The organism is Pseudochrobactrum kiredjianiae (assembly GCF_030362795.1).
GTDB classification, from domain to species: domain Bacteria; phylum Pseudomonadota; class Alphaproteobacteria; order Rhizobiales; family Rhizobiaceae; genus Pseudochrobactrum; species Pseudochrobactrum kiredjianiae.
On record NZ_JAUCBM010000006.1, the window covers coordinates 88,552 to 115,170 of the forward strand.

26 protein-coding genes are annotated in these 26,619 nt (G+C 51.5%); 12 read left to right on the top strand and 14 right to left on the bottom strand.

Annotated elements, in window-relative coordinates:
• Window positions 1-35 precede the first annotated feature (35 nt).
• Window positions 36-1,841, bottom strand: a complete 1,806-nt coding sequence (locus tag QUF18_RS13150; RefSeq protein ID WP_289387685.1) for an ABC transporter transmembrane domain-containing protein — start codon at window positions 1,839-1,841, stop codon at window positions 36-38.
• A gap of 183 nt (window positions 1,842-2,024) precedes the next feature.
• Between QUF18_RS13150 and rpmE the strand changes: the two genes are divergently transcribed.
• Entirely contained in the window at window positions 2,025-2,246 is a 222-nt protein-coding gene (gene rpmE / locus QUF18_RS13155; protein WP_289387687.1) for a 50S ribosomal protein L31, read from the top strand.
• Between the two features lie 68 nt (window positions 2,247-2,314).
• Here rpmE and QUF18_RS13160 read toward each other — a convergent pair whose 3' ends face one another.
• Window positions 2,315-3,100, bottom strand: coding sequence for a glutamate racemase (locus QUF18_RS13160; protein ID WP_289387689.1), 786 nt, complete (start codon window positions 3,098-3,100; stop codon window positions 2,315-2,317).
• 240 nt (window positions 3,101-3,340) lie between these two features.
• The gene (locus QUF18_RS13165) at window positions 3,341-4,087 is read right to left on the bottom strand and encodes a YebC/PmpR family DNA-binding transcriptional regulator (RefSeq protein ID WP_289387692.1); all 747 of its coding nucleotides are present in this window, start codon (window positions 4,085-4,087) and stop codon (window positions 3,341-3,343) included.
• A 370-nt stretch (window positions 4,088-4,457) separates the two neighbouring features.
• Between QUF18_RS13165 and QUF18_RS13170 the strand changes: the two genes are divergently transcribed.
• Complete coding sequence (locus QUF18_RS13170; protein ID WP_289387694.1) at window positions 4,458-5,144, top strand: GntR family transcriptional regulator; 687 nt, start codon at window positions 4,458-4,460, stop codon at window positions 5,142-5,144.
• A gap of 327 nt (window positions 5,145-5,471) precedes the next feature.
• Window positions 5,472-6,041, top strand: coding sequence for a biotin transporter BioY (locus QUF18_RS13175; protein ID WP_289387696.1), 570 nt, complete (start codon window positions 5,472-5,474; stop codon window positions 6,039-6,041).
• Between the two features lie 184 nt (window positions 6,042-6,225).
• Here QUF18_RS13175 and QUF18_RS13180 read toward each other — a convergent pair whose 3' ends face one another.
• The 5 genes from QUF18_RS13180 to QUF18_RS13200 all read right to left on the bottom strand — a co-directional run bounded on the left by QUF18_RS13180 (window position 6,226) and on the right by QUF18_RS13200 (window position 10,080).
• Window positions 6,226-6,972: a TerC family protein gene (locus tag QUF18_RS13180; protein ID WP_289387697.1), complete on the bottom strand. Its 747-nt coding sequence runs from the start codon at window positions 6,970-6,972 to the stop codon at window positions 6,226-6,228.
• 443 nt (window positions 6,973-7,415) lie between these two features.
• Window positions 7,416-8,240: a TIGR00282 family metallophosphoesterase gene (locus QUF18_RS13185; RefSeq protein ID WP_289387699.1), complete on the bottom strand. Its 825-nt coding sequence runs from the start codon at window positions 8,238-8,240 to the stop codon at window positions 7,416-7,418.
• Window positions 8,241-8,345: 105 nt separating this feature from the next.
• Window positions 8,346-8,936 carry a 5-formyltetrahydrofolate cyclo-ligase gene (locus QUF18_RS13190; protein WP_289387700.1) on the bottom strand — a complete coding sequence of 197 codons (591 nt, stop codon included), beginning with the start codon at window positions 8,934-8,936 and terminating at the stop codon, window positions 8,346-8,348.
• A 417-nt stretch (window positions 8,937-9,353) separates the two neighbouring features.
• Entirely contained in the window at window positions 9,354-9,719 is a 366-nt protein-coding gene (locus tag QUF18_RS13195; RefSeq protein WP_289387702.1) for a cell division protein ZapA, read from the bottom strand.
• 88 nt (window positions 9,720-9,807) lie between these two features.
• Window positions 9,808-10,080, bottom strand: a complete 273-nt coding sequence (locus QUF18_RS13200) for a DUF4164 domain-containing protein (RefSeq protein WP_289387704.1) — start codon at window positions 10,078-10,080, stop codon at window positions 9,808-9,810.
• A gap of 429 nt (window positions 10,081-10,509) precedes the next feature.
• Between QUF18_RS13200 and tkt the strand changes: the two genes are divergently transcribed.
• The 3 genes from tkt to QUF18_RS13215 all read left to right on the top strand — a co-directional run bounded on the left by tkt (window position 10,510) and on the right by QUF18_RS13215 (window position 14,990).
• Window positions 10,510-12,495 (top strand): transketolase, encoded by a 1,986-nt coding sequence (gene tkt, locus QUF18_RS13205; RefSeq protein WP_289387705.1) that lies wholly within the window; start codon window positions 10,510-10,512, stop codon window positions 12,493-12,495.
• A gap of 199 nt (window positions 12,496-12,694) precedes the next feature.
• The gene (gene gap, locus QUF18_RS13210; protein WP_289387707.1) at window positions 12,695-13,702 is read left to right on the top strand and encodes a type I glyceraldehyde-3-phosphate dehydrogenase; all 1,008 of its coding nucleotides are present in this window, start codon (window positions 12,695-12,697) and stop codon (window positions 13,700-13,702) included.
• A 94-nt stretch (window positions 13,703-13,796) separates the two neighbouring features.
• On the top strand, window positions 13,797-14,990 hold the full coding sequence (locus tag QUF18_RS13215; RefSeq protein WP_289387708.1) for a phosphoglycerate kinase: 1,194 nt from the start codon (window positions 13,797-13,799) through the stop codon (window positions 14,988-14,990).
• Window positions 14,991-15,047: 57 nt separating this feature from the next.
• Here the strand turns inward: QUF18_RS13215 and QUF18_RS13220 are convergent, their stop codons facing one another.
• The gene (locus QUF18_RS13220) at window positions 15,048-16,229 is read right to left on the bottom strand and encodes a PQQ-dependent sugar dehydrogenase (protein WP_289387709.1); all 1,182 of its coding nucleotides are present in this window, start codon (window positions 16,227-16,229) and stop codon (window positions 15,048-15,050) included.
• Between the two features lie 266 nt (window positions 16,230-16,495).
• Here QUF18_RS13220 and QUF18_RS13225 point away from each other — a divergent pair, with 266 nt between their 5' ends.
• Window positions 16,496-17,521, top strand: a complete 1,026-nt coding sequence (locus QUF18_RS13225; protein ID WP_289387710.1) for a class I fructose-bisphosphate aldolase — start codon at window positions 16,496-16,498, stop codon at window positions 17,519-17,521.
• Between the two features lie 59 nt (window positions 17,522-17,580).
• Here the strand turns inward: QUF18_RS13225 and QUF18_RS13230 are convergent, their stop codons facing one another.
• Window positions 17,581-17,748, bottom strand: coding sequence for a hypothetical protein (locus QUF18_RS13230; protein WP_162930450.1), 168 nt, complete (start codon window positions 17,746-17,748; stop codon window positions 17,581-17,583).
• A 234-nt stretch (window positions 17,749-17,982) separates the two neighbouring features.
• Between QUF18_RS13230 and QUF18_RS13235 the strand changes: the two genes are divergently transcribed.
• On the top strand, window positions 17,983-19,911 hold the full coding sequence (locus QUF18_RS13235) for a propionyl-CoA synthetase (protein WP_289387711.1): 1,929 nt from the start codon (window positions 17,983-17,985) through the stop codon (window positions 19,909-19,911).
• A 60-nt stretch (window positions 19,912-19,971) separates the two neighbouring features.
• On the opposite strand, the gene QUF18_RS13240 is transcribed toward QUF18_RS13235, so the two are convergent.
• Both QUF18_RS13240 and QUF18_RS13245 read right to left on the bottom strand, forming a co-directional pair.
• Complete coding sequence (locus QUF18_RS13240; RefSeq protein ID WP_289387712.1) at window positions 19,972-20,658, bottom strand: DUF1013 domain-containing protein; 687 nt, start codon at window positions 20,656-20,658, stop codon at window positions 19,972-19,974.
• A 285-nt stretch (window positions 20,659-20,943) separates the two neighbouring features.
• The gene (locus QUF18_RS13245) at window positions 20,944-21,948 is read right to left on the bottom strand and encodes an NAD(P)H-quinone oxidoreductase (protein ID WP_289387713.1); all 1,005 of its coding nucleotides are present in this window, start codon (window positions 21,946-21,948) and stop codon (window positions 20,944-20,946) included.
• 216 nt (window positions 21,949-22,164) lie between these two features.
• Between QUF18_RS13245 and QUF18_RS13250 the strand changes: the two genes are divergently transcribed.
• Both QUF18_RS13250 and QUF18_RS13255 read left to right on the top strand, forming a co-directional pair.
• Window positions 22,165-22,356: a DUF1192 domain-containing protein gene (locus QUF18_RS13250; RefSeq protein WP_289387714.1), complete on the top strand. Its 192-nt coding sequence runs from the start codon at window positions 22,165-22,167 to the stop codon at window positions 22,354-22,356.
• 234 nt (window positions 22,357-22,590) lie between these two features.
• On the top strand, window positions 22,591-23,883 hold the full coding sequence (locus QUF18_RS13255; protein ID WP_289387715.1) for an MFS transporter: 1,293 nt from the start codon (window positions 22,591-22,593) through the stop codon (window positions 23,881-23,883).
• A gap of 21 nt (window positions 23,884-23,904) precedes the next feature.
• Here the strand turns inward: QUF18_RS13255 and QUF18_RS13260 are convergent, their stop codons facing one another.
• On the bottom strand, window positions 23,905-24,306 hold the full coding sequence (locus QUF18_RS13260) for a helix-turn-helix domain-containing protein (RefSeq protein WP_289387716.1): 402 nt from the start codon (window positions 24,304-24,306) through the stop codon (window positions 23,905-23,907).
• 67 nt (window positions 24,307-24,373) lie between these two features.
• On the opposite strand from QUF18_RS13260, the gene QUF18_RS13265 reads away from it, so the two are divergent.
• Complete coding sequence (locus tag QUF18_RS13265) at window positions 24,374-25,759, top strand: MFS transporter (RefSeq protein ID WP_289387717.1); 1,386 nt, start codon at window positions 24,374-24,376, stop codon at window positions 25,757-25,759.
• Window positions 25,760-25,875: 116 nt separating this feature from the next.
• Here the strand turns inward: QUF18_RS13265 and QUF18_RS13270 are convergent, their stop codons facing one another.
• Window positions 25,876-26,058 (bottom strand): YdcH family protein, encoded by a 183-nt coding sequence (locus tag QUF18_RS13270; protein ID WP_210207324.1) that lies wholly within the window; start codon window positions 26,056-26,058, stop codon window positions 25,876-25,878.
• Between the two features lie 324 nt (window positions 26,059-26,382).
• Here QUF18_RS13270 and QUF18_RS13275 point away from each other — a divergent pair, with 324 nt between their 5' ends.
• The gene (locus QUF18_RS13275) at window positions 26,383-26,586 is read left to right on the top strand and encodes a YdcH family protein (protein ID WP_033315775.1); all 204 of its coding nucleotides are present in this window, start codon (window positions 26,383-26,385) and stop codon (window positions 26,584-26,586) included.
• Window positions 26,587-26,619: the final 33 nt, after the last annotated feature.

Genomic DNA, 26,619 nt, shown 5'->3' on the forward strand with positions numbered 1-26,619 from the left:
CTTTAGTTTGCCGCCTGCTGAAGTTGCAGGCTGGGTTAGTTTACCGCCTGCTGAAACTGCAGGCTGGCTAAACGGGCATAAATCCCACCGGACTGGCTAAGGCTGCTATGTGTGCCCTGCTCAACAATGCGCCCCTGATCCATTACCAGAATATGGTCTGCCTTCAGCACGGTCGCCAATCGATGCGCAATCACTAAGGTCGTGCGCCCCTGCATCAAATGCTCCAGTGCTTTCTGCACCAGCATTTCACTCTGGGCATCCAATGCCGAGGTCGCTTCATCCAGCAACAGCACCGGCGCGTCACGCAGGATTGCACGGGCAATGGCAATACGCTGACGTTGCCCGCCGGAGAGCATCACGCCACGCTCACCGACCGGCGCATCATAACCGCCCTCAAGTGCCATGATAAACTCATGCGCCTGTGCAGCCGTCGCTGCCGCCTCAATATCCTGCGCGCTGGCATCCGGGCGTCCGAAGGCAATATTCTCACGGATACTGGCAGCAAAAATCGTCACATCTTGCGAAACAAGAGCAATATTTCCGCGCAGATCATCCAGTGATAGTTGGCGCAAATCTGTGCCATCCAGCAAAATTTTACCTTCAAGCGGATCATAATAACGCAACAGCAAAGCAATCAGCGTTGATTTCCCCGCACCAGACGCACCGACAATCGCAACAGTCTTGCCGCTCTCAATGACAAAGCTCACATCATGAAGCGCCTGACTATCCGGTCGCGTCGGATAGGCGAATTCCACATGGGAAAATTCAACGCGTCCTTCAGCCCGTGCAAGCGCTACAGGTTTAAGCGGCGATACCACCGCTGATTCTTCATTCAGCAATTCCACCAGCCGCTCAGCCGCACCCGCAGCTTGAGCCAGTTCCGCCCAGACCTCCGACAGCGCACCAAGGGAGCCGGCAGCCACCACGGCATAAATCAGAAACTGTCCCAAAGTGCCTGCAGACATCCGCCCGCTCATCACATCATGTGAGCCGAACCACAGCACTGCCACCACACTAGAGAAAACGATGAAAATCGCAAAAGCAGTCAGGATGGAGCGGGAGAGAATCGATTGCTGCGCGGCATCATAGGCATGATCAACCGCAGCGGAATAATGGGCAATGGCTGGTGCCTCATGGGTAAAAGCCTGCACAGTGCGCACTGCGGCAATTTTTTCACCGGCATAGGCCGTTGCCAGTGCCAGTTCATCCTGCGCACGACGTGAACGACGACGCACAGAACGGCCAAACGCCATCAGCGGCAAAACCACCAGCGGAATAGCCGCCAAGACCAGCGCTGATAATTTAGGACTGGTGAACACCATCATCACAACTGCACCAATCACCAGAATCAGATTGCGCAAGGCGATTGAGGCCGTGGCACCGACTGCCGATTTGACCTGCGTTGTATCCGCTGTGAGGCGCGAGACAATCTCACCGGATTGCACTTCATCAAAAAAGGCCGGCGACAAGCGGGTTACATGGGCAAAAACATCGCGTCGCAGATCAGCAACAATGCGCTCCCCGAGCGTAATCACAAAATAATAGCGTGCAGCCGAAGCCACAGCCAGCACACCAGCCAGCAGCATTAAAGCTGCAAAGGACGTATCGATAAAACCACTGTCAGCAATGCTCAAACCGTTGTCCAGCAGGCTGCGAACGGCTACCGGCAGGATCAGAGTCGTCACAGCTGCGGTGACCAGTGCAAGCAATGCGCAAGCAACCGAACGGGGGTAACGACGGATATAGGGAAAGATTCGCGCCAGTGGTTTCAGGGACCGCCGTGCTTTTTTACCGTTTTCCGCGCCAAAATCTGCTTTGTTTTGTGAAATCGTCGCTGTCATTCTGCTTGCTTGCTATATTGCGCCCTTGTTATTAGCTGCCGCCTGATGTATAGGCTCCCCAACCCTTTTGGAAGCCGTAGCCGTATTGTCTGCAGCTTCAATGAGACAAGTGGGCGTATCTGCCGCAGTTCCGGTGGTGACCGTAACGTGGCCGCATGCCATAAACCTTTCAGGAAGCTGACTATGAAAGCAGACATTCATCCAGACTACCACACCATCAAAGTTGTAATGACTGATGGTACCGAATATTCGACACGCTCCACATGGGGCAAAGAAGGCGATACGATGAACCTCGATATCGATCCTTTGAGCCATCCGGCATGGACCGGCGGCAACCAGCAGCTGATGGATCGCGGTGGCCGCGTTTCCAAGTTCAAGAACCGTTTCGGCAATCTGGGTCTTTAATTCCAGTCTTCTTGATAGAATTGAAAAAGCTCCGCAATGCGGAGCTTTTTTATGCACTGTGCCAAGCTCTAATAAGGGCGTACCGGCTCCAGCGGAATATCCACGCCGATGGCACTCAGCATCTTACGGAACGTCGCCAGATCGTAGCGCTCGTCTTCCGTTACTAAGGCACGGATTTTCCCCTTACCCTTTGTTCCCTGTCCGATTCTTGAAACCATATCTTTTGCCGGATCAAGGAAATGACAATGCGGGCGGGCAGCTTCAAAAAACCGGCGTAACCACGGCAGGTGTGTACTGGACAGGGTCAATACATCGACGTCAGGATATTTGGTAAAAACCTCATTCAGAAAAGCGTTTACTGCTTCCTGCGTCTTCTCCGGCGCAAACAGAAACTCTCCTGATTCCACCAGCTCAACCATTGGTGAGGCATTAATCAGGGCAACACGCTCGCTATAAGCACTGTTCTCCGCCACATACTCGCCGATCATCGGGCTTTCCACCAGCGACTGTACTCCCATAATTCCGATGCGCCCGCTTCTGGACAGCCCCCATGCCTCGCGTAAGGGCGGATAGACACCGAACAAAGGCAAATGAATATCCTGACTGAGCTCCTCCAGCACCATGATCGACGGCGCATTCGAGGCGATCACAATGGCCGACGGATTAAAGCCTGCCAGATAGTCAATGGTGCGCCGCATAACCGCTATCAGCTCAGCACGTTTTTTTCCGCCATAAGGAAAGCTGGCGCGGTCGGCAAAATAAATAATATCCTGATGGGGTAAACGACTGCGGATTTCCGCAACCACGGCATAACTGCCAATACCGGCATCAAATACAGCAATCGGTCTGTGCATGGATCACTCTCCCGTATCCGTGTTGCAGAATGGCTTCCGCTTGCGGCCGTTTCAAATTTCAACCTGTCCGTAGCAAGAGGGGCAAGTATGAGATTTAAGGTCAGCGAATTCCGACATGCTTTAACAAGTTAGTGTCCGGATTTTACCTGCCAAGGTCAACAGGCAGGTATTATAGCACAAAAAGAAAAACCTCCGGCAACGTCGGCTGCCGGAGGTTTTAAAACATTCAATGATGCTGAATTATACGCTCAGCTTCGCCAGCACTTCTTCACTGACTTCAAAATTGGCGTAGACGTTCTGCACATCGTCATCATCTTCCAGTGTCGAAATCAGGCGCAGAACGGACTGTGCCTTTTCTTCATCCACGGGTGCAGAGGTCTGCGGCTTCCAGACAGCTTTGATGGAATCAGCTTCGCCAAGTGCTGCTTCCAGCGCCTTGGCGACTTCACCGAGGTCTTCGAAAGCACAAATGATTACGTGGCCTTCTTCATCAGACTGTACGTCTTCCGCACCAGCTTCAATTGCTGCTTCCATAACAGTGTCAGCATCACCGACAGTCGGCTTATAGACGATCTCGCCAACGCGGGAGAACATGAAGCCCACAGAACCGGTTTCACCCAGCGCTCCACCGGATTTGGTGAAAGCGGCGCGTACATTGGATGCAGTCCGGTTGCGGTTATCTGTCAGCGCTTCCACGATAACAGCCACACCAGCCGGACCGTAGCCTTCGTAGCGGACTTCATCATAATTCTCGGAATCAGCGCCGGCAGCTTTTTTAATCGCGCGCTCAATATTGTCCTTCGGCATGGACTGCGCTTTAGCGTTCTGAATTGCCAGACGCAGACGCGCATTCATCGTCGGGTCAGGCAATCCCTGCTTGGCCGCAACGGTAATTTCGCGTCCGAGCTTGGAGAACATTTTCGACCGCACGGCATCCTGTCTGCCTTTGCGGTGCATAATATTTTTAAACTGTGAATGGCCGGCCATAGCACCCCTGTTCAGGTTCTAAAAATTGGGCACGGGATTGAATATGCGGCGCAGCAAGAGCGAGGCATCCGCATTCATCCCTGCGGAATGTGCGCTTTATAAGGAAAATGGCGCGCCACGTCCAGCCACACCACAACGCACTTCTTTGCATATGGCTATAATATCGTCTTTTCGCGGCTGATGATAGTTTTTTGCACCGGTTCTGAGCGCTGCAACTGGACACAGTCTGATATGCACCTTATCAATGCAAACAGGTGCATTGCGTTTGTCGGCAGTGCTTAAACCTGTTTCAAATGATCGATTTGAATGTCAAAATGCTCTATCCACGGGCAAGTTCTGAAACCGCCCGTTAAAACGGATATTGATTGACGTGACCGAACAGCCAGCCACCCATAAAAAAAAGAACGATACGATTGCCGCACAGATCAGCAAGATTCTGTCGCAACGCATCATTGCGGGTGAGTTGGAGCCTGGTGCAAAGCTGCGTCAGGATCACATTGCTGATGAGTTTGGCACGAGCCATGTGCCGGTGCGCGAAGCCTTCCGCCGTTTGGAAGCGCAAGGTCTTGCCGTCTCCGAGCCACGCCGTGGTGTGCGTGTCGCCTCTTTCTCTCTCGCAGAAATCCGTGAAGTAGCGGAAATGCGTGCGGCCTTAGAAGTGCTTGCATTGCGCCATGCAGCACCACACCTGACCCGCGCCATTCTGGATGAAGCAGAAGAAGCCACCCATGCCGGTGATAATTCGCGCGATGTGCGCTCATGGGAAGCCGCTAACCGTAAATTTCACCGCTTGCTGATCACGCCTTGCGCCATGCCGCGCCTGCTGGCGACAATTGATGACCTGCATGATGCCAGCGCACGGTTTCTGTTTGTCTCATGGCGTGCAGAATGGGAAGCGCGGACCGATCACGACCATTTGGCTATTCTCGCAGCATTGCGTGACGGTGACATTGAGCAGGCGGCGAATATTCTGACCCGCCATGTGCAATGGATCGGCCGTAAGCCGGTGACCAGCCCTTCCGGCAAAGTGCGCGATGCCTTTGCCATTGTCGGTTAAAATCATCCTATTTTAAAATTATCTATAAAAATACCAAAACTTCTGAGCATTTATGCCTGCAGGATTATCTATCTGCCACCTAGCAGATATAATTCATTCTGCCAGCTGTCAGACTATAAACAATTTTCCCATCATTCTGTCTGGCCAAGCCGCTAAAATTCACTTAATGCTTTTCGTGATAGATGCCGTGCGCAAACTATCTATAATTTCACCAGAGTGCGTTGCATGTCCTCATTCCCCGCGGCACGCACTCTCATTTTATTTTGCCGCATTATCGTGGCCGTCAAATATCATCATTTGACACCGAAATGCTTTAAGGAGCTTCTCATGTCTCTCGCACATGCAGTTCGCAAACCGGCTTTCAGCCCGCTCAACCTCAACAACAGCAGCGTGGCCATGAAATTGTTTGCCGTAATTTCCGGCACCATGATTCTCGCGCTTACTTCCCAGATCACTGTACCAATGCTGCCGGTGCCAATCACCTTGCAGACATTGGTTGTGCCGCTGATCGGCGCACTCTATGGCTGGCGCCTTGGCGCACTGACCGTGCTTGCATGGCTTGGTGAAGCAGCAATGGGCATGCCGGTTCTGGCAGGCGGCAACGGCACTCTGGCAGCCTTCGCAGGCCCTACAGCCGGCTACTTGTTTGCATTCCCGGTTATCGCAGCCCTCACAGGCTATCTGGCGGAACGCGGCTGGAACGGCAGCAGCCTGCCAAAAGCTTTTGTAACTTTCCTGACAGCCAATATTCTGGCTCTGGGTCTGGGCGCTGCATGGCTGAGCCTGACAATCGGCGCTGAAAAAGCTCTGATGGTTGGCGTTGCACCATTCCTCATCGGTGCACTGATCAAATCCGCTCTCGGCGCTTCGATCCTGAAAGCTTCTTTCCGCAAATAAAAATTGCCCCATAATACCAAGGCGCTAAGATGCTGACGCATCACGCCTTGAAAAAGTTCAATCGCCACTCTGGCTTAACCAAAACTCAATGAGTCATACTCATGGAGTTTTGGTATAAGGCAAAATAAAAGCCCCGCTGCAGAAAACTGCAGCGGGGCTTTTTCATACTCAATAATTGTGCTGATTATTCAGCAGATTTCTTGCGACGACGTGCCAGCATATTCAGGATTTCGACCAGCGCCGAGAAGCCCATAGCTGCATAGATATAACCCTTTGGTACGTGGAAGCCGAAACCATCAGCGATCAATGTCATACCGATCATCAGCAAGAAGCCCAGCGCCAGCATAACGATTGTCGGGTTCTTACCAATAAAGCGCGACAGCGGATCAGCAGCCAGCAACATCACTGTTACAGCACCAACCACCGCAATCACCATAATGACGATCTCATCGGTCATACCAACCGCAGTAATGATACTGTCGACCGAGAATACCAGATCAAGCAACAGAATCTGTGTAATCGCAGCGCTCATGCTCAACATAACAACTTTACCGGCGCCGGCCTCAAGGCCATCATTCGGGTCAACTGTATGGTGAATTTCTTTGGTCGCTTTCCAGACAAGGAACAAACCACCGGCAATCAGAATAATATCGCGCCATGAGAAAGCATGACCGAAGGCTTCAATCACAGGATCTTTCATCTGCACGATAATAGAAATTGTGAAAAGCAGTCCGAGACGCAGGATCAAAGCAGCACCAATACCAATGCGGCGCGCTTTAGCCTGCTGATGTTCAGGCAATTTATTGGTGAGAATGGAAATAAAAATCAGATTATCAATACCGAGAACAATTTCCATGATCAACAATGTGATCAAGGCAGCCCATCCCGCAGGGCTGTTTAAAAAACCAAAATACTCAGCGAAAAATTCCATTCAGGCGCCCTTTGCGTCGAAGAATTATTGATAGATCTGTAAAACAAAAACACTGCATTTCGCAAACTCACGAAATCATGAGAACAGCACATGGGAAAAGAATGTCTGTTTTTCAATAAAACAGAAGCCCAACATTTTATTTCTTACTGAAATATTTCGCTGCCTCAGCATAAAAAAACCCGCATACCTTTAAGGATATGCGGGTCTGATAAATGCATTACCTAAAGCATGTCGCGCTCAAATGTATTCATTTGAGCTACCGCGAACATGCGACAATTAAAAGAATTGAGACGCGAGCGCAGTGGGTACGATTAAACGCAACACGCTCTAGAGCATAATTCCTTAAACTTGGATCAGTTTAAGGTAAAATTATGCTCTAATTTTAAGTGTTAGAGCGACCTTTGTGTGCCAACTCTGGCACACGGCGCTCTAGTGTCTGAAAATCAGCGCCAGAAGGACGGAATGGTTTCTTCCAGCCGCGGTCCGATGCGCAGCGGGGCAGCTTTTTCGGCCAAACCTGTGCGATCAGAAATTTCCACACCAATACCACTAATGGTTGCTGGTCCGCTTGCTGCTTCAAAACGGCCTTTCGGCACCTTCGACAAGAAACGGTTTAGCGGCTCTTCTTTATCCATACCTAGTGATGAATCATAATCACCGCACATACCGGCATCAGACATATAGGCGGTGCCGTTGGTCAGGATCTGGCAATCGGCAGTCGGCACATGGGTATGGGTTCCCACCACAAGACTTGCACGACCATCGACGAAATGACCAAAGCACTGCTTTTCACTGGTGGCTTCCGCATGGAAATCAAAGATCACCGCATCGGCCTGCTCACCCAGCGGGCAAGCCCCGAGAATTTCCTCACCGGCTTTAAACGGATCATCCAGATCGGGATGCATGAAAACACGTCCCATAATATTGGCAACCAAAACGCGCGCACCATTTTTGGCAATATAGAGACCGGAGCCTTTACCCGCAGTCCCTTTAGGGAAATTGGCAGGACGCAGAAAGCGATCTTCTCGGCGGGAGAAATCCAGAGCCTCGCGCTGATCCCAGACATGATTGCCCGTGGTCATAACATCGGCACCCGCGCGGATGGTCTCATGAAAAATATCTTCGGTAACACCAAAGCCACCGGCAGCATTCTCGCCATTGACGACAACGAAATCCAGCTTCAGATCGGAAATCAAACCCGGTAATTTTTCAAAAACTGCTGTGCGACCGGAACGGCCAACCATATCACCTAAGAAAAGAAAACGCATATAGCCTTCAAACCTGCTTCTTTGTTTGTCGCATTTCCTAACGCAAAGCCGGTTTCAGCTTCTGGCTCGAAAATGCTCTGATCTGCCGCAAATATCACGTCAATATCACACTGGCGATGCCGCAATAAGTCCGGTTTCTGTCAGAATATAATTCAATGCCACATCATGTGGCTCATGGGCTATGTGATCTACCCGTTGTGCATCAAACGCAACACCTATCAGCAACGGATGTTTATTTTTCTGGTGTAAAGCGGCAATTGCGCGGTCATAATAGCCTGCACCATAGCCGATCCGGTTGCCTGCGCAATCAAAAGCCGCCAGCGGTATCAGCATAATATCAGGATCAACAACCGGCGCATCCGCAGGCGGCCCCATTGTGCCGAAGCCGGTTTCAACCAGCGCATCACCAAAAGACATGGCTCGAAATTCAATCGTCTGTGCATCCAGAATTGCAGGAACACAGAGCGTCATCCCCTGCACTTCCAGCTGCTGCATCAGCGGACGCGGATCAATTTCTGAGCGGATCGGCCAGAAACCGGAGACACAAGATTTTTTAGGCAGAGTTATTCCGCTTGAGAAGTTCCGGATAATAGATTGAGCAGCAGCATTGCGCAAAGCTTCAGGAAGCGCATTGCGTGCCTGCAATACAGATTTACGTATTTCTGCTTTGCTTGTTTTCAGATCATCAATATGCACATCTGCCCCCTGTCATTATCCTGCCTGATAAAACAGAATAAGCGGGCAAATTGCAAATTTTAGAATAAAGAGAAAAAGCGGCGACCACGACAAACGATGAAGAGGTTGATCCTCTGGGTGCCTACAACGTAGGTGGGCGCCGTGTGAAGAAGCCCAGGAGCCTCTCCAGGGACAGCTCCCTAAAGATCAGTAAGGCCCCGAGGTATAAGTGTCTTCTGTCGGGATGTGCAGTTCGCCTGTTCCCAATATAGAGATTTACAAGGCGTTGCGCCAGAGGGCATTCGTGCGCACAGAGATTTTTTTCTGACCCCAGATTTCGTCCGCAAGCGGACCAGCTTTCAAATAAGTATAATGAAATCAGTACTAGAACGCCGTGTGCCATACCTGGCACACAAAGGTCGCTCTAGCTCTAACAGCTCAATTGCCGCGCGGGGCGATCTTTCTGGCCAGTCCTTCAATCTGCTGGGCAGCACGCGCCACGGCCTCAGTCAGCGCACTGTCGCTTTTATCGGCACGTGATAATGCATCATCACGGGAGCGGCGCAGCGTTTCCGCTTCATTTTCCAGCCCCTGCATACGCTTTTGCAACTCAACCAGCTCATCCATCACCATGATACCGGCCATTACTGTCAGACGCTGATCACCGATTTCACCGAACGAACCTTTGAGATGCATGACATATTGGTCAAGACGATCCGCCAGACCGGAGAGATGATCTTCCTGTCCTTCGTCACAGGCCATACGATAGGCTTTGCCATCGATCGTCACTGTTACTGTCGCCATGGAACCTCCGTATCGCCGTTTCTTGTTATTTTGCCTCACACAACCTGTAAAACAATAAATAGCCGCTAAATTTTGTCAGACAAGCGTCTCAACGATCCAAAACCGTGCGGATTGTTTCCATTGCCGTTACCAGCCGCCGCGATACTTCACGGTTGGCCGTCTCCAGCCGTTCTGCACGCGCTTCAGACAAATCAAGTTCCTGTGCCAGTTTGGAACGGTCAGCATTCATACGCTGCACTTCTTCTTCTGCTTCCACAAAGTCGCCCTCTTTCTCAAGCCGTAATTCAACAGCCTGCTCGAGGGTCGTCATTGCTTTTTCCAGTTGTTCGATAGCCTGTCTGAGCGTAGTTTCCGAAGCCATATTGTTTCCCTTTGCCGATATCGGCTTTTGAAAATCAGGCCGAATCGTCATGCCGGAAGCGGCAGATTTTGCATCACTTTAATAAGCACAATGCTGTGAAGCAACAAATGTCACACAAAGGCACTAACTCATACACGATTATCGGTATAGGCTTTGAGAGGTGTTTGCAGCAACTTAACCGTTTTAAGAGCGCACACTGTGTCGCATGCAGGGCGGAAATCCTTTGATATGCGTGCAGAATGCCAGCCGTTTGTTGACTCTCTACATGCAAATGTTATGTGTCGCCCACCCTTGCAGAAGAAGGGTTTTTACCCTTTTACTGCAAGTTATGTCCTAATGCTCACAAATCTGCCCCACAAACCTGCTGATGTCTAAAGGCAATCCCCTTTTGAACATTTTCAGGTCACCACAGGAAAGACAGCCGAAACCATGAGTAATTCCGATAAACAGAACCAGATGGCCAACGCGATCCGCTTCCTGTCTGTGGACGCTGTAGAAAAAGCCAATTCGGGCCATCCGGGCCTGCCAATGGGCGCAGCTGATATTGCGACCACGCTTTACACCCGTTTCATGTCTCATGATCCGCAGAACACCACATGGCCTGACCGCGACCGTTTCGTGCTGTCCGCAGGTCACGGATCGATGCTGCTTTATTCGCTGATGTATCTGACCGGCTATGAAGACATCTCCCTTGATGAAATCAAAAACTTCCGTCAGCTCGGTGCCCGTACTGCCGGTCATCCGGAATATGGTCATGCCGCCGGTATTGAAACCACAACCGGCCCGCTCGGTCAGGGTATTGCCAACGGCGTTGGTATGGCGCTGGCAGAACGTATTCTGAACGCAGAATTCGGCAATGACCTCGTCAACCACCACACTTATGTGCTGGTCGGTGACGGTTGCCTGATGGAAGGTATCAGTCAGGAAGCGATTTCGCTGGCCGGTCACCTCAAGCTGAACCGCCTGATCGTTCTCTGGGATGATAACAACATCTCCATCGACGGCCCGATCTCGCTGACAGATTCCACCAACCAGTGCGCACGTTTTGAAGCCTCCGGCTGGAACACAGTCAAAGTCGACGGCCACGATCAGGATGCGATTGCAAAAGCAATTGAATTCGCCAAAGCCTCTGACAAGCCAACCATGATCGCTTGCAAAACCACCATTGGTTTTGGTTCGCCAAACAAAGCTGGTAGCAGCAAAGCACACGGCTCACCGCTCGGTGCAGAAGAAATTGCGGCAACCCGCAAGGCACTCGGTTGGGAGTTTGAACCTTTTGTTGTCCCGCAGGATGTGCTTGATGCATGGCGTCTGGCCGGTCTGAACGCTGCTAAAAAGCGCATTGAGTGGGAAAAACGTCTGGCCGCAACGGACGCATCCGTGCGTGCAGAATTTGAACGCCGTATGCGCGGCGATCTGCCAGGCAACTTCGATCAGACGATCATCGACTACAAGAAGAAGCTCTCGGAAGACAAGCCAAAGGTTGCGACCCGTAAATCCTCGGAAATGGCTCTGGAAGTTATCAACGGCGTTGTACCGGAAACCATTGGCGGCTCCGCCGATCTTACCGGTTCCAACAACACGCTGACCTCGCAGACGAAGCCTGTTACGCCGGATAACTATAATGGCCGTTTCATCCATTACGGTATTCGTGAGCTCGGCATGTCCGCAGCCATGAACGGTATGGCACTGCATGGCGGCGTTATTCCTTATTCCGGTACATTCCTGTGCTTTGCTGACTATGCACGTCCGGCTATGCGCCTGTCCTCGCTGATGGGCATCCGCGTTGCTTTTGTTATGACCCATGATTCCATCGGTCTTGGCGAAGACGGCCCGACCCACCAGCCGGTTGAGCATCTGGCATCCCTGCGTGCAATTCCTAACCATTTCGTGTTCCGTCCGGCCGATGCTGTTGAAACTGCGGAATGCTGGCAGCTTGCACTGAACTCCACCAAAACACCGTCAACACTGGCTCTGACCCGTCAGAACCTGCCGACCGTGCGCACCCAGCATGATGACGACAATCTCTGCGCTTATGGTGCCTATGAGCTGGCGACTGCATCGGATGATGCAAAGGTCACCATCTTCGCCACCGGTTCGGAAGTTGAAATCGCGATGAACGCCCGCACCACGCTGGAAGCCAAAGGCATTCCGACCCGTGTTGTATCCGTTCCTTGCTTTGAACTGTTTGAAAACCAGACAGCAGCCTATCAGAAAGCTCTGATCGGTACTGCACCGGTTCGCATTGCAGTTGAAGCTGCGATTTCCATGGGCTGGGAACGCTTCATCGGCGAAAACGGCACATTCATCGGCATGAAGGGCTTCGGCGCTTCCGGTCCGATCAATGATCTGTACAAGCATTTCGGCATCACCGCAGAGGCTGTTGTTGCTGCTGCAAAAGCCAAGCTGGCTTAATAATTCAGGAGTGAGCGGGCTGGGGCATTTCCGAGCCAAAAGTGTGAAGCGGTTTTGCGTAGGATAATGCGTAAAACAAAAAGCAGAGCATTTTAAATATTCTAATCAGAGTTGAAAATGCTCTGGTCTGTTCACTCCTTTTTTCTCTCAGCTTGCAGGGGCAGGCTGAAAAACATCGAACAGTTTCGGGAGTCATAACATGGCAGTTCGCGTCGCTATTAACGGTTTTGGTCGTATCGGCCGTAACGTCCTGCGCGCCATCATCGAATCGGGTCGCACCGATATCGAAGTTGTAGCAATCAACGATCTGGGTCCGGTTGAAACCAATGCGCATCTGCTGCGCTATGACAGCGTTCACGGTCGTTTTCCGGCTGAAGTAACCGTCAAAGGCGACAGCATTGATGTTGGCCGTGGTGCAATGAAAGTTCACGCTGTGCGCAATCCTGCCGAACTGCCTTGGGCAGCAGAAGGCGTGGACATTGCTCTGGAATGCACAGGCATCTTCACTGCACGTGATAAAGCCGCCCTGCATCTGGAAGCTGGTGCCAAGCGTGTTATTGTTTCAGCACCTGGCGACAATGCTGATCTGACTGTTGTTTATGGTGTAAACCATGACAAGCTGACTAAAGATCATCTGGTTGTTTCCAACGCATCCTGCACCACCAACTGCCTTGCACCGGTCGCTCAGGTTCTCAATGACGCAATCGGCATTCAAAAAGGCTTCATGACCACGATCCACTCCTATACCGGTGACCAGCCGACGCTGGATACCATGCATAAGGATCTGTATCGTGCGCGCGCCGCTGCCCTGTCGATGATCCCAACTTCAACCGGCGCTGCAAAAGCTGTTGGTCTGGTTCTGCCGGAACTTAAAGGCAAACTCGACGGCGTTGCAATCCGCGTACCAACCCCGAATGTTTCCGTGGTTGACCTGACATTTGAAGCCAAGCGTGCGACAACTGTTGAAGAAATCAACAATGCAATCCGCGAAGCTGCCAATGGCCGCCTCAAAGGCATTCTGGGTTATACCGATGAGCCGCTGGTTTCGATCGACTTCAACCACAACCCGCATTCATCCGTTTTCCACATGGATCAGACCAAAGTTATGGAAGGCACCATGGTGCGTATCCTGACTTGGTACGACAATGAATGGGGCTTCTCAAACCGCATGAGCGATACTGCTGTTGCGCTTGGCAAGCTGATCTAATCTGTTCTTCGTAAAACAGAATTTTAGGCCGCGTGACCACATCGGACGCGCGGCCTTTCTGTTAACAACGTATCCCGAAAATCGGAGAATTTTCATGAATTTTCGCACTCTCAAAGATGCTGATGTCAAATCCAAACGCGTGCTCGTTCGCGTTGACCTGAACGTACCGATGCAGGATGGCAAAGTCTCGGACACTACCCGTATCGACCGCATCATCCCGACTATCAATAATTTACGCGAACGTGGCGCGAAGGTTATTCTGCTCGCCCATTTCGGCCGTCCGAAGGGCGAAGTTAAAGCGGAGTTCTCGCTGGAACAAGTTGTGCCTGCATTGGCGCATGCTGTTAAGCATCATGTCGCTTTCGCTAAAGATTGCATCGGTGATGCCGCAGCAGAAGCCGTCAATGCCATGAATGATGGCGATGTTCTGTTGCTGGAAAACACCCGCTTTCATAAAGGCGAAGAAAAGAACGATGCGGATTTCGTCAAAGCGCTTGCAGCCAACGGCGATATCTATGTCAATGATGCTTTCTCGGCTGCACACCGCGCCCATGCTTCAACCGAAGGTCTTGCACATATTCTGCCAGCCTATGCCGGTCTGACGATGGAAGCAGAACTGACAGCACTGGAACAAGGCCTCGGCCAGCCGGTGCGTCCGGTTATCGCACTTGTCGGCGGTGCCAAAGTCTCCTCCAAAATCGACCTGCTCTCCAACCTCGTTGAAAAGGTTGATGCTCTGGTGATCGGCGGCGGCATGGCGAATACATTCCTTGCAGCACAAGGACATGATGTCGGTAAATCGCTCTGCGAACATGATCTGGCTGATACAGCCCGCGCGATCATGGCAAAGGCTGAAAGCGCCAATTGTGCGATCATCCTGCCGGTTGATGCGGTTGTAGCATGGCATTTCGCAGCAGACGCACCGCATCAGACCTATGGCGTGGATGCAATCCCGCATGACGGCATGATGCTGGATGTCGGCCCGCTCTCAGTTGACCGTATCAATGCAGCGATCAGCGATGCCTCCACTCTGGTGTGGAACGGCCCGCTCGGTGCTTTTGAATTGCATCCTTTTGATGCGGCAACCGTATCCGCTGCCAAACATGCAGCTGAGCGTACCAAACAGGGCAAGCTGATTTCCGTTGCCGGTGGCGGCGATACAGTTGCAGCACTCAACCACGCTAAAGTCAGCGATGATTTCAGCTACATTTCCACCGCTGGCGGCGCTTTCCTTGAATGGATGGAAGGCAAACCGCTTCCAGGTGTCGATGTGCTGAAAAAGCACTAATTATACCTTACAATGAAAAAGCCCGTTGAGTTTCAGCGGGCTTTTTCAATTTCACTCCTATTTCGGCGTCAAACGTAACAACCGTCCCGGAATATCGTCTTCGATCACATAGACAGAACCGTCTTTGGCAACGGCCACATCGCGGATACGATTGCCCATATCATAGCGCTCGGCCTCATCCGCATCTCCATTCTCTTTGAATGCTACGCGGATCAACGCCATCGAACTAAGCCCCCCGATCAGAGCCGAGCCTTTCCAGTCTTTAAACAGCTCGCTTTCGTAAAAAGCCAGACCGGCAGGCGCGATTACCGGTGTCCAATAGACCACCGGCGGTTCAAATTCCGGTCGTGTTTCATGACGTGGGATCGGCTCGCCGCTATATTGATCGCCATTTGACACGACCGGCCAGCCATAATTTAAGCCCTGTTTAATCAGGTTCAGCTCGTCGCCGCCCTTAGGGCCCATTTCATGCAGCCATAATTTACCGTTCGCAGCAAAAGCCAATCCGTACGGATTGCGATGTCCGGTTGTCCATGTCAGCGCCCGTGCATTATCGGCATCCTGCCCCGCGAGGTCTGAACGCGGATTATCTTTCGGCACAGAGCCATCCCGATTGAAGCGTAAAACCTTACCCAGTGCCAGTTTCGGGTCTTGTGCGGTTTTCGGGTTCATGCGGTCGCCCGATGTCAGGAACAGGTATTTTCCGTCTGGAGAAAAGGCGATAATGCCACCCGGTTGTCCCCATTTGCTTTTCGGCATTTGCCGCCACAGCACGGTCAGATCATCGAGTGAGGCTTTACCATCTTTTTCGCTCAATTTTGCCCGTGCCAATGTGAGTGAGCTAATAACATCCTTGCCACTGCGTTCCGGCTCCGCATAGGTAAAATAGACCAATTTGTCAGCGGAAAAATCCGGCGAGACGGCAATATCCAGCAAGCCGTTCTGACCTTCAAAAGACACGGGCGGCACATTTGCCACCTCGGTCTTCTTACCCTTCTGATCGACCAGGAAAATATGACCGGCTTTTTCTGTTACCAGTAAGCGCTGATCGGGCAGAAAAGCAATCGCCCATGGCGTGTTGAAGGCAGCAATTTCCTGCACTTTAAACGGATTTTTAGCCACAGCTTCACGGCCACCCGCATTAATACTTTGTGCTTGCGAAATGGTCGGGTTCAAAATTCCACCTGCTATTCCAAGCGCCAGAAAACCATACAAAATCGCCTGTTTTATAGCTGTCATTTCCACCTGTCTGTTCAGCACGCTCTTGCCCCTTTGCCTGCTTTCAACCGATACTTGTATCAAACGCAATCTGACCACTGTTGACAAGCCTTGAAGATGCTCAAATTTATCCGGCAATTTTAACCAGCTTTAAGAAAACTTGTCCGCTCTAAATCGTTTAAAATTATTTCAATCGGTTCAAGTGCTTGGCACAGTATTTGTTTTATCAGGTACATCTGCTATCGGCAGGGTACCAATTTCCAACGCCCTTCTTACAGGAGTTTTGTATGAGCGAACGTCTCGAAGATATTGCAGTTGCCCTCGTAGCAAAAGGCAAAGGCATTCTTGCCGCCGATGAAAGCTCAGGCACAATTAAGAAGCGCTTTGACAGCATCAATCTGACCTCGACAGAAGATGCGCGCCGTGACTACCGCGAAATGCTGTTCCGCGCTGATGATGCGATGAAGAACTACATTTCCGGCGTTATCCTCTATGATGAAACCCTGCGCCAAAACGCCCGTGACGGTAGCCGTCTTGCGGACATCATCAAAGCAGCCGGCTCGATCCCGGGTATCAAGGTTGATGCCGGCGCACAGGCATTGGCTGGCTTTGCCGGTGAAACCATGACTGATGGTCTCGACGGCCTGCGTGGACGCCTGAGAGAATATTACGAACTCGGTGCCCGTTTCGCCAAATGGCGCGGCGTTATCGCAATTTCCGATACCCTGCCAACATGGGGCGCAGTCCGCCAGAACGCACAGGCGCTGGCTCGCTATGCAGCTCTGTGTCAGGAAGCTGGTATTGTGCCAATCGTTGAGCCGGAAATCCTGATGGATGGCGTACCGGGCGACCACTCTGTTGAGCGTTGCTATGAAGTAACCGATCTGGTTCTGAAAACTGTATTCAATGAACTCTACGATGCCCGCGTTAAGCTCGAAGGTATTATCCTCAAGCCAAACATGGTGATCGACGGCAAGAACGCCCGCAAGGCTTCTGTGGATCAGGTTGCTGAACTGACAGTTCGTGTTCTCAAGGCGAATGTTCCTTCAGCTGTTCCGGGTATTGCATTCCTCTCCGGCGGCCAGTCGGATGTTGAAGCAACTGCACATCTCTCCGCAATGAATGCCGGTTACGATATGCCTTGGAACCTGACCTTCTCCTACGGCCGCGCTCTGCAGGCCGCTGCCATCAAGGCATGGGGCGGTAAAGACGAAAACGTTGCTGCTGCGCAGGCTGCCTTCACCCACCGCGCTCGTATGAACGGCCTTGCCGCTACCGGTGCATGGACTGAAGCACAGGAAAAGAATGCCTAATCAGCTTTCTTGATGAATTTAAAAAGCCCGCTGAGATCAGCGGGCTTTTTTATGTCTATTTAATAACCGGTATGCGCCTGTAACAGCACAGTCAGCATCATCACGGCAATCGCCGCAACAGCGATTTTCCAAAAGTCACTGCGCCGTTTTAAACCCGGTAATCCCAACGGCTTAAGCAGATGCAATCCCATCAGGATCAGCAATAATACCGGTGCTATTTTTGCCATTACGCAGCCCCTGATCTGTTATTCACCTTTATTGAGCAATCTCATTCCTCAACATCTGCCCCCTCTTTAGTCGAATGGACGCAGCCTGAACAGTATGGATTAATACCTCCTGAGGAGACCGCGCAGTCAGCCTTTTTCTATAACGAGCAAAAAAGCCGGAGAAAACTGCCCTGCGCCGAGGAAATACAGGTGTGCTTTCAACCAAGCATGTCTTGTATAAAATGGGAGGAATACATGACTTCGGCTTATCCCGAAATTTATCAGGCATGGAAAAATGATCCCCAAACTTTCTGGGGCAAGGCATCCGCACACATCGACTGGTATAAACCGGCAGAGAAGATTTTTGATCCCGCACAAGGCCCTTACGGGCGGTGGTTTGCAGGTGCTGAATGCAATACCTGCTACAACATGCTCGACCGCCATGTTGAGGCCGGTCGCGGGGATGTTCCGGCTATTCTCTATGACAGCCCTGTCAGCGGTCAAAAAGCCCGTTTCACCTATACTGAGACCCTTGAACAGGTTATGCGTCTCAGCGCCGTTATGCAGGATTTCGGCATCCAGAAAGGTGACCGCGTTCTGATTTATATGCCGATGGTGCCGCAGGCGCTGTTTGCAATGATGGCCTGCGCCCGCCTTGGCGCGATTCACTCCGTGGTTTTTGGCGGCTTTTCTGCTGATGAGTTGGCAGCACGCATTGATGATGCCACTCCTGCCCTGATTATTGCCAGTTCCTGTGGTTTGGAAGCCAATAAGATCATCAATTACAAACCGCTGCTTGATAAGGCCATCGCGACCGCGAAACATCAGGTACAGCATTGCCTGATCCACCAGCGCGCGCAATGTGCTTGCGAATTAACCACAGGTCGCGATTATGATTTTGCAGAGCTTTGTGAAAAGGCGACAGGCCGTGACGTGCCTTGCACACCGGTAAAAGCCACCGATCCGCTTTATATTCTCTACACCTCCGGCACCACCGGAAAACCCAAAGGCGTGGTGCGCGATAATGGCGGCTATATGGTTGCGCTCGCCTGGTCGATGGGAGCGCTTTATGATATCCATCCCGGCGATATTTTCTGGACAGCCTCCGATATCGGCTGGGTCGTCGGCCATTCCTATATTGTCTATGCGCCGTTGCTGATCGGCGCGACAACAGTTCTGTTTGAGGGCAAGCCGGTCGGCACACCCGATGCCGGTACATTCTGGCGTGTGGTTGCCGATCACAAAGTAAAAGTGCTGTTCACCGCCCCGACTGCGCTACGCGCAATCAAGCGCGAAGATCCCGAAGGCAAACTGCTGCATCAATATGATCTCTCCAGCCTTGAGGCACTCTATCTCGCCGGAGAGCGCGCAGACCCGAGCACGCTGGAATGGGCAGAGCAGATGCTCAATCGTCCGGTCATTGACCATTGGTGGCAGACGGAAACCGGCTGGCCGATTGCCGGTAATCCGCGTGGTCTTGGCACATTACCGGTCAAACACGGCTCTACTTGCGTGCCGATGCCAGGCTATGATGTGCAGGTGCTGGATGATGCAGGACATCCGGCAAAAACCGGTGAGCTTGGCAATATCGTTATCAGACTGCCGATGCCGCCCGGCTGTCTGCCGACATTATGGCAGGCAGACCAGCGCTTCCACGAATCCTATCTCAATGAATTCAAAGGCTATTATAAATCCGCTGATGCCGGTTACATGGACGAGGACGGCTATATTTTTATCATGAGCCGTACGGATGACATCATCAATGTAGCAGGACATCGCTTATCCACCGGCTCGATGGAAGAGGTCATTGCCGGTCACAACCAAGTGGCAGAATGTGCGGTTATAGGTATTGCTGATAAGCTGAAAGGGCAAATCCCCTGCGGCTTTATTGTCCTCAAGGCTGGTGTGTCTCAGCCGCATAGTGAAATTGAAGCAGAATGTGTGGAGCGGGTGCGCGATCAGATCGGCCCTGTGGCAGCACTGCGTACTGTTCTGACCGTTCACAAATTGCCCAAAACCCGCTCGGGAAAGATTTTGCGTTCAACAATGCAGAAGATAGCCGATCATGAACCGTGGAAAATGCCTGCAACGATTGAAGACCCGCTGACATTGGATGAAATCCGCGACTGCCTTCATCAGCGTGGTATCGGCACCTGCTCTGAGGCGACAAAACCCGCGGCTTGATAAAAAAAGCCGCCGGATGTTCTCCGGCGGCTTTTTTTAAATTATCAGTGTGAAGAAATCTTACAGATCGTCTTCTTCGTCTTCCGGTGCGCTCTTCATGGAAGAGAGCTTGGCAAAAACTTTATCCGCATCCAGCTCATCCGAATCATCATTCTGGTTGAAGTCCAGATTTTCAGTTGCCGATGCCGGCAGCAATGTATCACCGGATTCCGGTTCAATCGGACGGTTACGCGCTGCACGATCAACTTCGATGTCCAGATCAATCTGCGAGCAGAGACCCAGAGTTACAGGATCCATTGGCTGAAGGTTAGCCGAGTTCCAATGCGTACGGTCACGAATCTGTTCAATGGTCGACTTGGTTGTGCCGACAAGACGCGAAATCTGCGCATCTTTCAGTTCCGGATGATTACGCACCATCCAGAGAATCGCATTCGGGCGATCCTGACGTTTGGACAAAGGTGTATAACGTGCACCCTTACGCTTGGCTTCCGGAACATGAACTTTTGGTTCCGAGAGCTTGATGCGGTAATTGATGTCTTTTTCCGCACGGGCAATTTCTTCACGCGAAAGCTGACCGGTATTGATCGGATCAAGACCTTTAATACCCTGTGCGGCTTCACCATCAGCAATTGCTTTAATTTCAAGCGGATGCATTTTGCAAAAAGTTGCAATCTGGTCAAAAGACAGAGCTGTATTATCGACAAGCCATACGGCTGTTGCCTTAGGCATAAGAAGCTGAGTGGCCATAAGATATAATCCTCTCGTTCGCCCGCTCCGGTAGCGCGGGACGTGGGGTAAACCACAATTTCCGGGAATTCGTTCCCTCTATAACCAAATTTTGCACGATGAGCAAGAAAACCCTGCACAGGAATTCAGCGCATTTGTAGCTCACGCCCCCTGTTTACCGAGAGATTTCGGTTATGGTGTGCTGAAAATGGTGTTTTCCGAGAAACGGAGCGGAGTGTACATTTAAAGTACATAAGCACCGGACTCACAGAAAAACGCCATTTGCAGGCCGCCAGAGGCGAAATATCAACCGACATCGAGCACGATTTTCCCGATGTGATTACCCTCTTCCATCCGTTCATGGGCGCGCCAGGCATCTTTAAGCGGATAAATCATATCCATCACTGGCGTGATGGTACGGCTGGCGAGCAACGGCCAGACCTTTGATTCTAATTCCGCTGCAATCTGCGCCTTGAAGGCAATATCGCGTGCGCGCAGGGTTGAACCTGTATGGGTCAGACGCTTGGTCATCAGCTTGGCAAAATTGGCTTTTGCCTTGGCGCCACCAAGAAATGCGATCTGAACAATCCGGCCCTCAATCGCCGCGGCATCATAATTACGGTCGACATAATCACCACCAACCATGTCGAGAATAACATCCGCGCCCTTATTGTTAGTCGCGGCCTTTACCTGCTCGACAAAATCCTGCTCGCGGTAATTAATGGCAACATCGGCACCGATTTTGAGACAGGCTGAGCATTTTTCAGCAGAACCGGCAGTGATAATCACTTTAGCGCCCAGTGCCTTGCCAAGCTGGATCGCCGTTGTGCCGATGCCGGAACTACCGCCATGGATCAGCAATGTCTCACCGGCCTGCAATTGGCCGCGCTGCACCACATTATGCCAGACAGTGAAAAATGTTTCCGGTAGCGCGGCTGCTTCCACATAGCCATAGCCCGATGGCAGCGGCAGTGCATTGCCTTCATAGACCGTGACATATTCAGCATAGCCACCGCCAGCCAGCAATGCGGTAACCGCATCACCGACCTTATAACGCTCGACGCCCTCACCGATTGCTGCCACATCACCCGCCACTTCCAGCCCCGGCAAATCAGAGGCACCGGCAGGCGGTGGATAATGTCCCTGTCTTTGCAAGACATCCGGACGGTTTACACCCGCAGCCTTAACGCGGATCAGAATTTCACCTTTCGCCGGATGCGGTACTGAGCGTTTTACAGGTTTCAGCACTGATGGCGCACCGGCCTGTTCAATCGCAATTGCCATCATCTGGGAAGCAAGTTCTGTGGTCATATCCGCTCCTTAAATTCTCTGATCCGCGATCTAGCCATATTATGCTGAAAAGATGCAATGTATAAAAATCTATATCGCTAATAATGCAGCTTTATGAGATGCTGAAGACGTATGTGACATATCCGGCCTTACTTTAAAGGCTGATATCTCACGAATGTTGCGAACCATATTGAAAGCTGCCCTGAACCGGCTGCAGCAGGAAGTGAGGAAAACGCCATGTTCTTTGATAATGACGCGCAGGACAGCACAACTGTCCGTCACCATATTGGTGAGGACGTCGCTCTGCTTTCAGCCACGGAAATCGAGAATCGCATTGCTTTGCTCAAAGCGGAAATCCGCCGGTTAGAAACAGACCGCCACGACAGAAACCGCAGCCGCGAGGCCGCAGAGGCTCTGTTCAGGCTGTAAGCCTTAGCTATTGCACCATCGTTTCAGAACCTCTGCCCTTAAACAGGCAGAGGTTCTTTTTATTTTACCTGACACAATATCTCATCAATACAAAGCCTTGCACTCTTATAAACGATAGGTCAGCATAGCTGCACTCAATCTGCCCGAAGCGATAATTTCATGTTGCAGTTTCAGGCGAACAGGTTTCAAGATCAGAAACGATCAAATTACCTGCGATGAAATAAAGGATTTTGCGTGTTCCGTTCCTATGTCCAGATTTTCGCATTGCTCTGTGGTACAGCCTTTCTGCTAATCGGTTCCGGTTTGCACGGGCTTCTGCTGCCGCTGCGCGGTAATGCAGAAGGTTTCTCAGTCACAGCACTGGGTTTGATCGGTACAACATGGGCAGGCGGTTTTGTTGCAGGCTGTATTTTCGCACCCCGTCTGGTGCGCCGTGCCGGTCATGTGCGGGCTTTCGGCTTTTTTGCATCCACGGCAGCCATTGTCGTATTGCTCACCGGCCTGATGGTTGATGCCACAATCTGGGTATTTCTACGCGCCATTACCGGCTTTGCGATGGCCGGTATTTTCATGGTCATTGAAAGCTGGCTCAATGAAAAAGCCACCAATGAAACACGCGGTAAAATTTTCGGCCTCTATATGATGGTCAACTACGGTGCGGTGATGTCCGGCCAGATGCTGGTGATTACCGGTGATATCGAAGGCCACTCGCTGTTTATGATTGCTGCAATTTTCTTTTGTCTTGCGCTGCTGCCAACCGCTGCTTCCAAAGCATCTTCGCCGCGCCCATTGACCGAAGTACAGCTTGACCTCAAAAAACTTTATGCCAATTCACCGGTTGCCTTTGTCAGTGTTATTCTGATTGGCATTGCCAATGGTGCATGGGGTACGCTCGGTGCGGTTTTCGGCTCGATGAGCGGTATTGATAAAACCACAATTGCGCTGATGGTCAGCTTTACGATTGCCGCCGGTGCACTGATGCAAATCCCTGTCGGGCGGTTTTCTGACCGTATCGACCGCCGCTATGTCATGGCCAGCGTCGCCGGTTCCGCTGCTTTGATCGGGTTTCTGATTTTCGCCATCGCACCAAGCAATGGCACTCTTATTCTGGTGATGACCGCGCTTTACGGCTCGCTCGCCTATGCGATCTATCCGGTTGCCGTTGCTCACGCCAATGACCATGCGACACCTGAAACTTTCGTCAAGGTTTCCGGCGGCTTGCTGCTGCTTTACGGTTTCGGCACCATGCTCGGACCGCTGATCGCAGCGGAAACGATGAAAACTTTATGGCCTTCCGCTTTGTTTCTGGTCACGGCCTTATCACATCTGACTATTGCCGGTTACGCCATGTTGCGCTCACGCAAACGTGCATCGCCATTGCCATCGGAGAAAGAACAATTCCAGAGCATGGCTGCAGAACGTCCGGCAACACAGGAAAGTGTGCTGCTTGATCCGCGCTCGGAAGTCGCACAGGAAGAAAAAGCAAGCGAAGATGCTGCTGCCGTTACAGTTAAAGCTGAGGACTAATCCGACCTCACTCTAACAAGCTTATGCCTTGCGTGCGTTTAAGGCGGCCTTCATCAGCCTGCGGAATTTCGGACATTGCATATGGGATTCCGCATCGCATTCCGCGACATGACGCAACGCTTTGCTGAGGGTTGCCAGTTGGCGGATTTGTATATCGAGCTGATCTGCCCGCTGATGCAGTGCATGACGCGGTAAATCGGCAGTGCCATCCTTGCCGAACATGCCTTTCATCTCACTCAGCGGAAAACCTGCCATTTTCCCCAATGAAATCAGCGCCAGTTGCTGCAGCACCTCCGGCGCATATTGGCGCCGTAATCCGTGGCGTGAGAAAGAGTCAATCAGGCCGATTTCCTCATAATAACGCAAGGTTGACGGAGGCACACCGCTTCGCTCAGCGAGAACTCCGATATCAAGAAGTTTCATACTTGACCTCAAGTTGACTTGAAGTGGCAATGTAACAGCGACTCAAACTTGCCACAAGAGGACCGCTGTGCGTTTCGACCCTCAAACCAAACCACCCCGTCTTGCAATCATTGCTTTATCGGGCGCAGTACTGCTCGCCTCTATGGCCGTCAGCATCACCGCAATCGCATTGCCCGCCTTGAGCAGAGCAATGGATGCGCCGGTTGCCGCCGTGCAATGGGTTGTGTTGATCTATCTGCTCTCCGTCACCATCACCATTGTGCTGGCAGGCCGCTGCGCTGATCTGTTCGGCCATCGCTTCATCCTGCTGTCCGGATTAACCATTTTTACCGGCAGCTCGCTGTTGTGTGCCATAGCCCCAAATCTCACAACACTCATCATAGCCCGTGCAATACAAGGCATTGGCGGCGCCGTCCTGATGGCACTGCCGGTCTCAATATTAAGAGGAATGGTCTCCGGTGAACGCACAGGCTCAGCCATGGGATTGCTTGCATCAATGTCCGCAATTGGCACCGCCCTTGGCCCTGCCCTTGGTGGTCTGCTGATCGCCGGTTTTGGCTGGCGCTCGGCCTTCATTCTGCTGACTGTTTGCGGCTTCATCCTATTGGCTCTGGCTATCCGCGCGATACCGGCATCAGAACAGACACAGAAAACCCGCCACGGGCTGGATTTATCCGGCGCATTTTTACTCGCTGTCGTACTGCTTCTCTATGCATTGATGGCCAGCGGACAACAAAGCACCATAGGTTTGGGACTATCAATCACAATCCCTGCCGCACTAGTGGCTCTCGTGTTTTTTATTATCGTTGAGGTCAAATCACCGTCGCCGCTCGTTCCCTTATCGGTTTTACGCAATCCTGCAATCAGCGCCTCGCTGCTCACCAATTGGCTGATCAGTTCAGTGATGATGGCTATGCTGGTCGTCGGCCCGCTGTTTTTGTCATTCGGCTTACTGCTGGGCGAAGCACAAACAGGACTGGTTGTCGCTGTAGGGCCGGTGGTGGCCGCTTTGGCAGGTGTTCCTGCTGGTCGCCTCACAGACCGTTTCGGTACAAAACGCATTCTGACAACCGGACTGGGCGTCATGAGCATCGCGCTCATCTCTATGGCCTATCTGCCGGTGCAGATCGGTATTACCGGTTATATCGTATCGCTTATCATGCTGACCCCATGTTTTCAGTTATTTCTGGCAGGAAATAACACAGCCATCATGAATGCTGCACCGGAGGATCAGCGCGGTATCATATCGAGTTTGATGGGACTATCGCGCAACTTAGGTTTTATGACCGGCGCGTCTGTTATGGCGACAATATTTATTTCAGCGCTCGGGCAGGAAGATCTGCTTCATGCCACAGTCAATTCTGTCGGCTCTGCCTTTACAATCACACTGCTGACGGCTGCGGGACTGGCATTCACTTCGCTGATTATTTCATTATTCAGCCTCAAAGAGTAGCTGTTCCTGAAATATTGCAATACTCCGGTGCGGGCCTGCTATCCGGCCTGCACCTCATCGCTCAGAGCCTGCCCTACCGGCGGTTCTGTAGTGAACTGATGTCACAGTTTTAGTGTTTAATGTCGGGTGACCTGCGTTTTAAGCTTTTCAATCTGTTCCTTCAGATGAAGCTTTTTTCGTTTGAGATCGGCGATCGTCAGCGTATCGGTAGCTGGCAATGCTGCGGCGTCGGAAATTTCTTTTTCCAGTGCATCATGCTTCTTTTCCAGCGAGGCAAGATGGGATTCAAGTGCCATTATTGCTTCTCCTATATATTTTACGCGTCACTATCATCTTGTCAGCAAATCCGGCGTCCTGATGGTTCCGGCTGTGCTTACTACCCCCTCAACGTTCAACCAGACTGTGACAAAACAATGACAGTTTTGCATGAGATTTCATTAATGTCGAATTCATAATTGGCACATTTCAACTTTGCCAAATTTGTGCTAGGGCAAAGCTGAAAAAGAGGCGGATTATACTAACTTGCAGTACTCTGATAAAAACCATGTGCTGTATCAGCACATGCAGACAGAGGATTTTGCAGTTATGATCTTCCGCGCAGACAAGATCAGATGGAATATGCCATGGCCGATCAGGAACAAGCCGAAATTCGCCTCTCCGTTGCACGGTTGCGTCAGGAGCACACGGATTTTGACCTTGCCATCAATGCCATGATGCAGACCGGCTGTAATCAGCTCAGCATCCAGCGCATGAAAAAGAAAAAGCTCGCGATCAAAGATCAGCTGAGCAAGCTGGAAGATAAGATCATTCCGGATATCATTGCCTGACAAGGCTTATAGCATTTCCATTGCCAAAAGCAC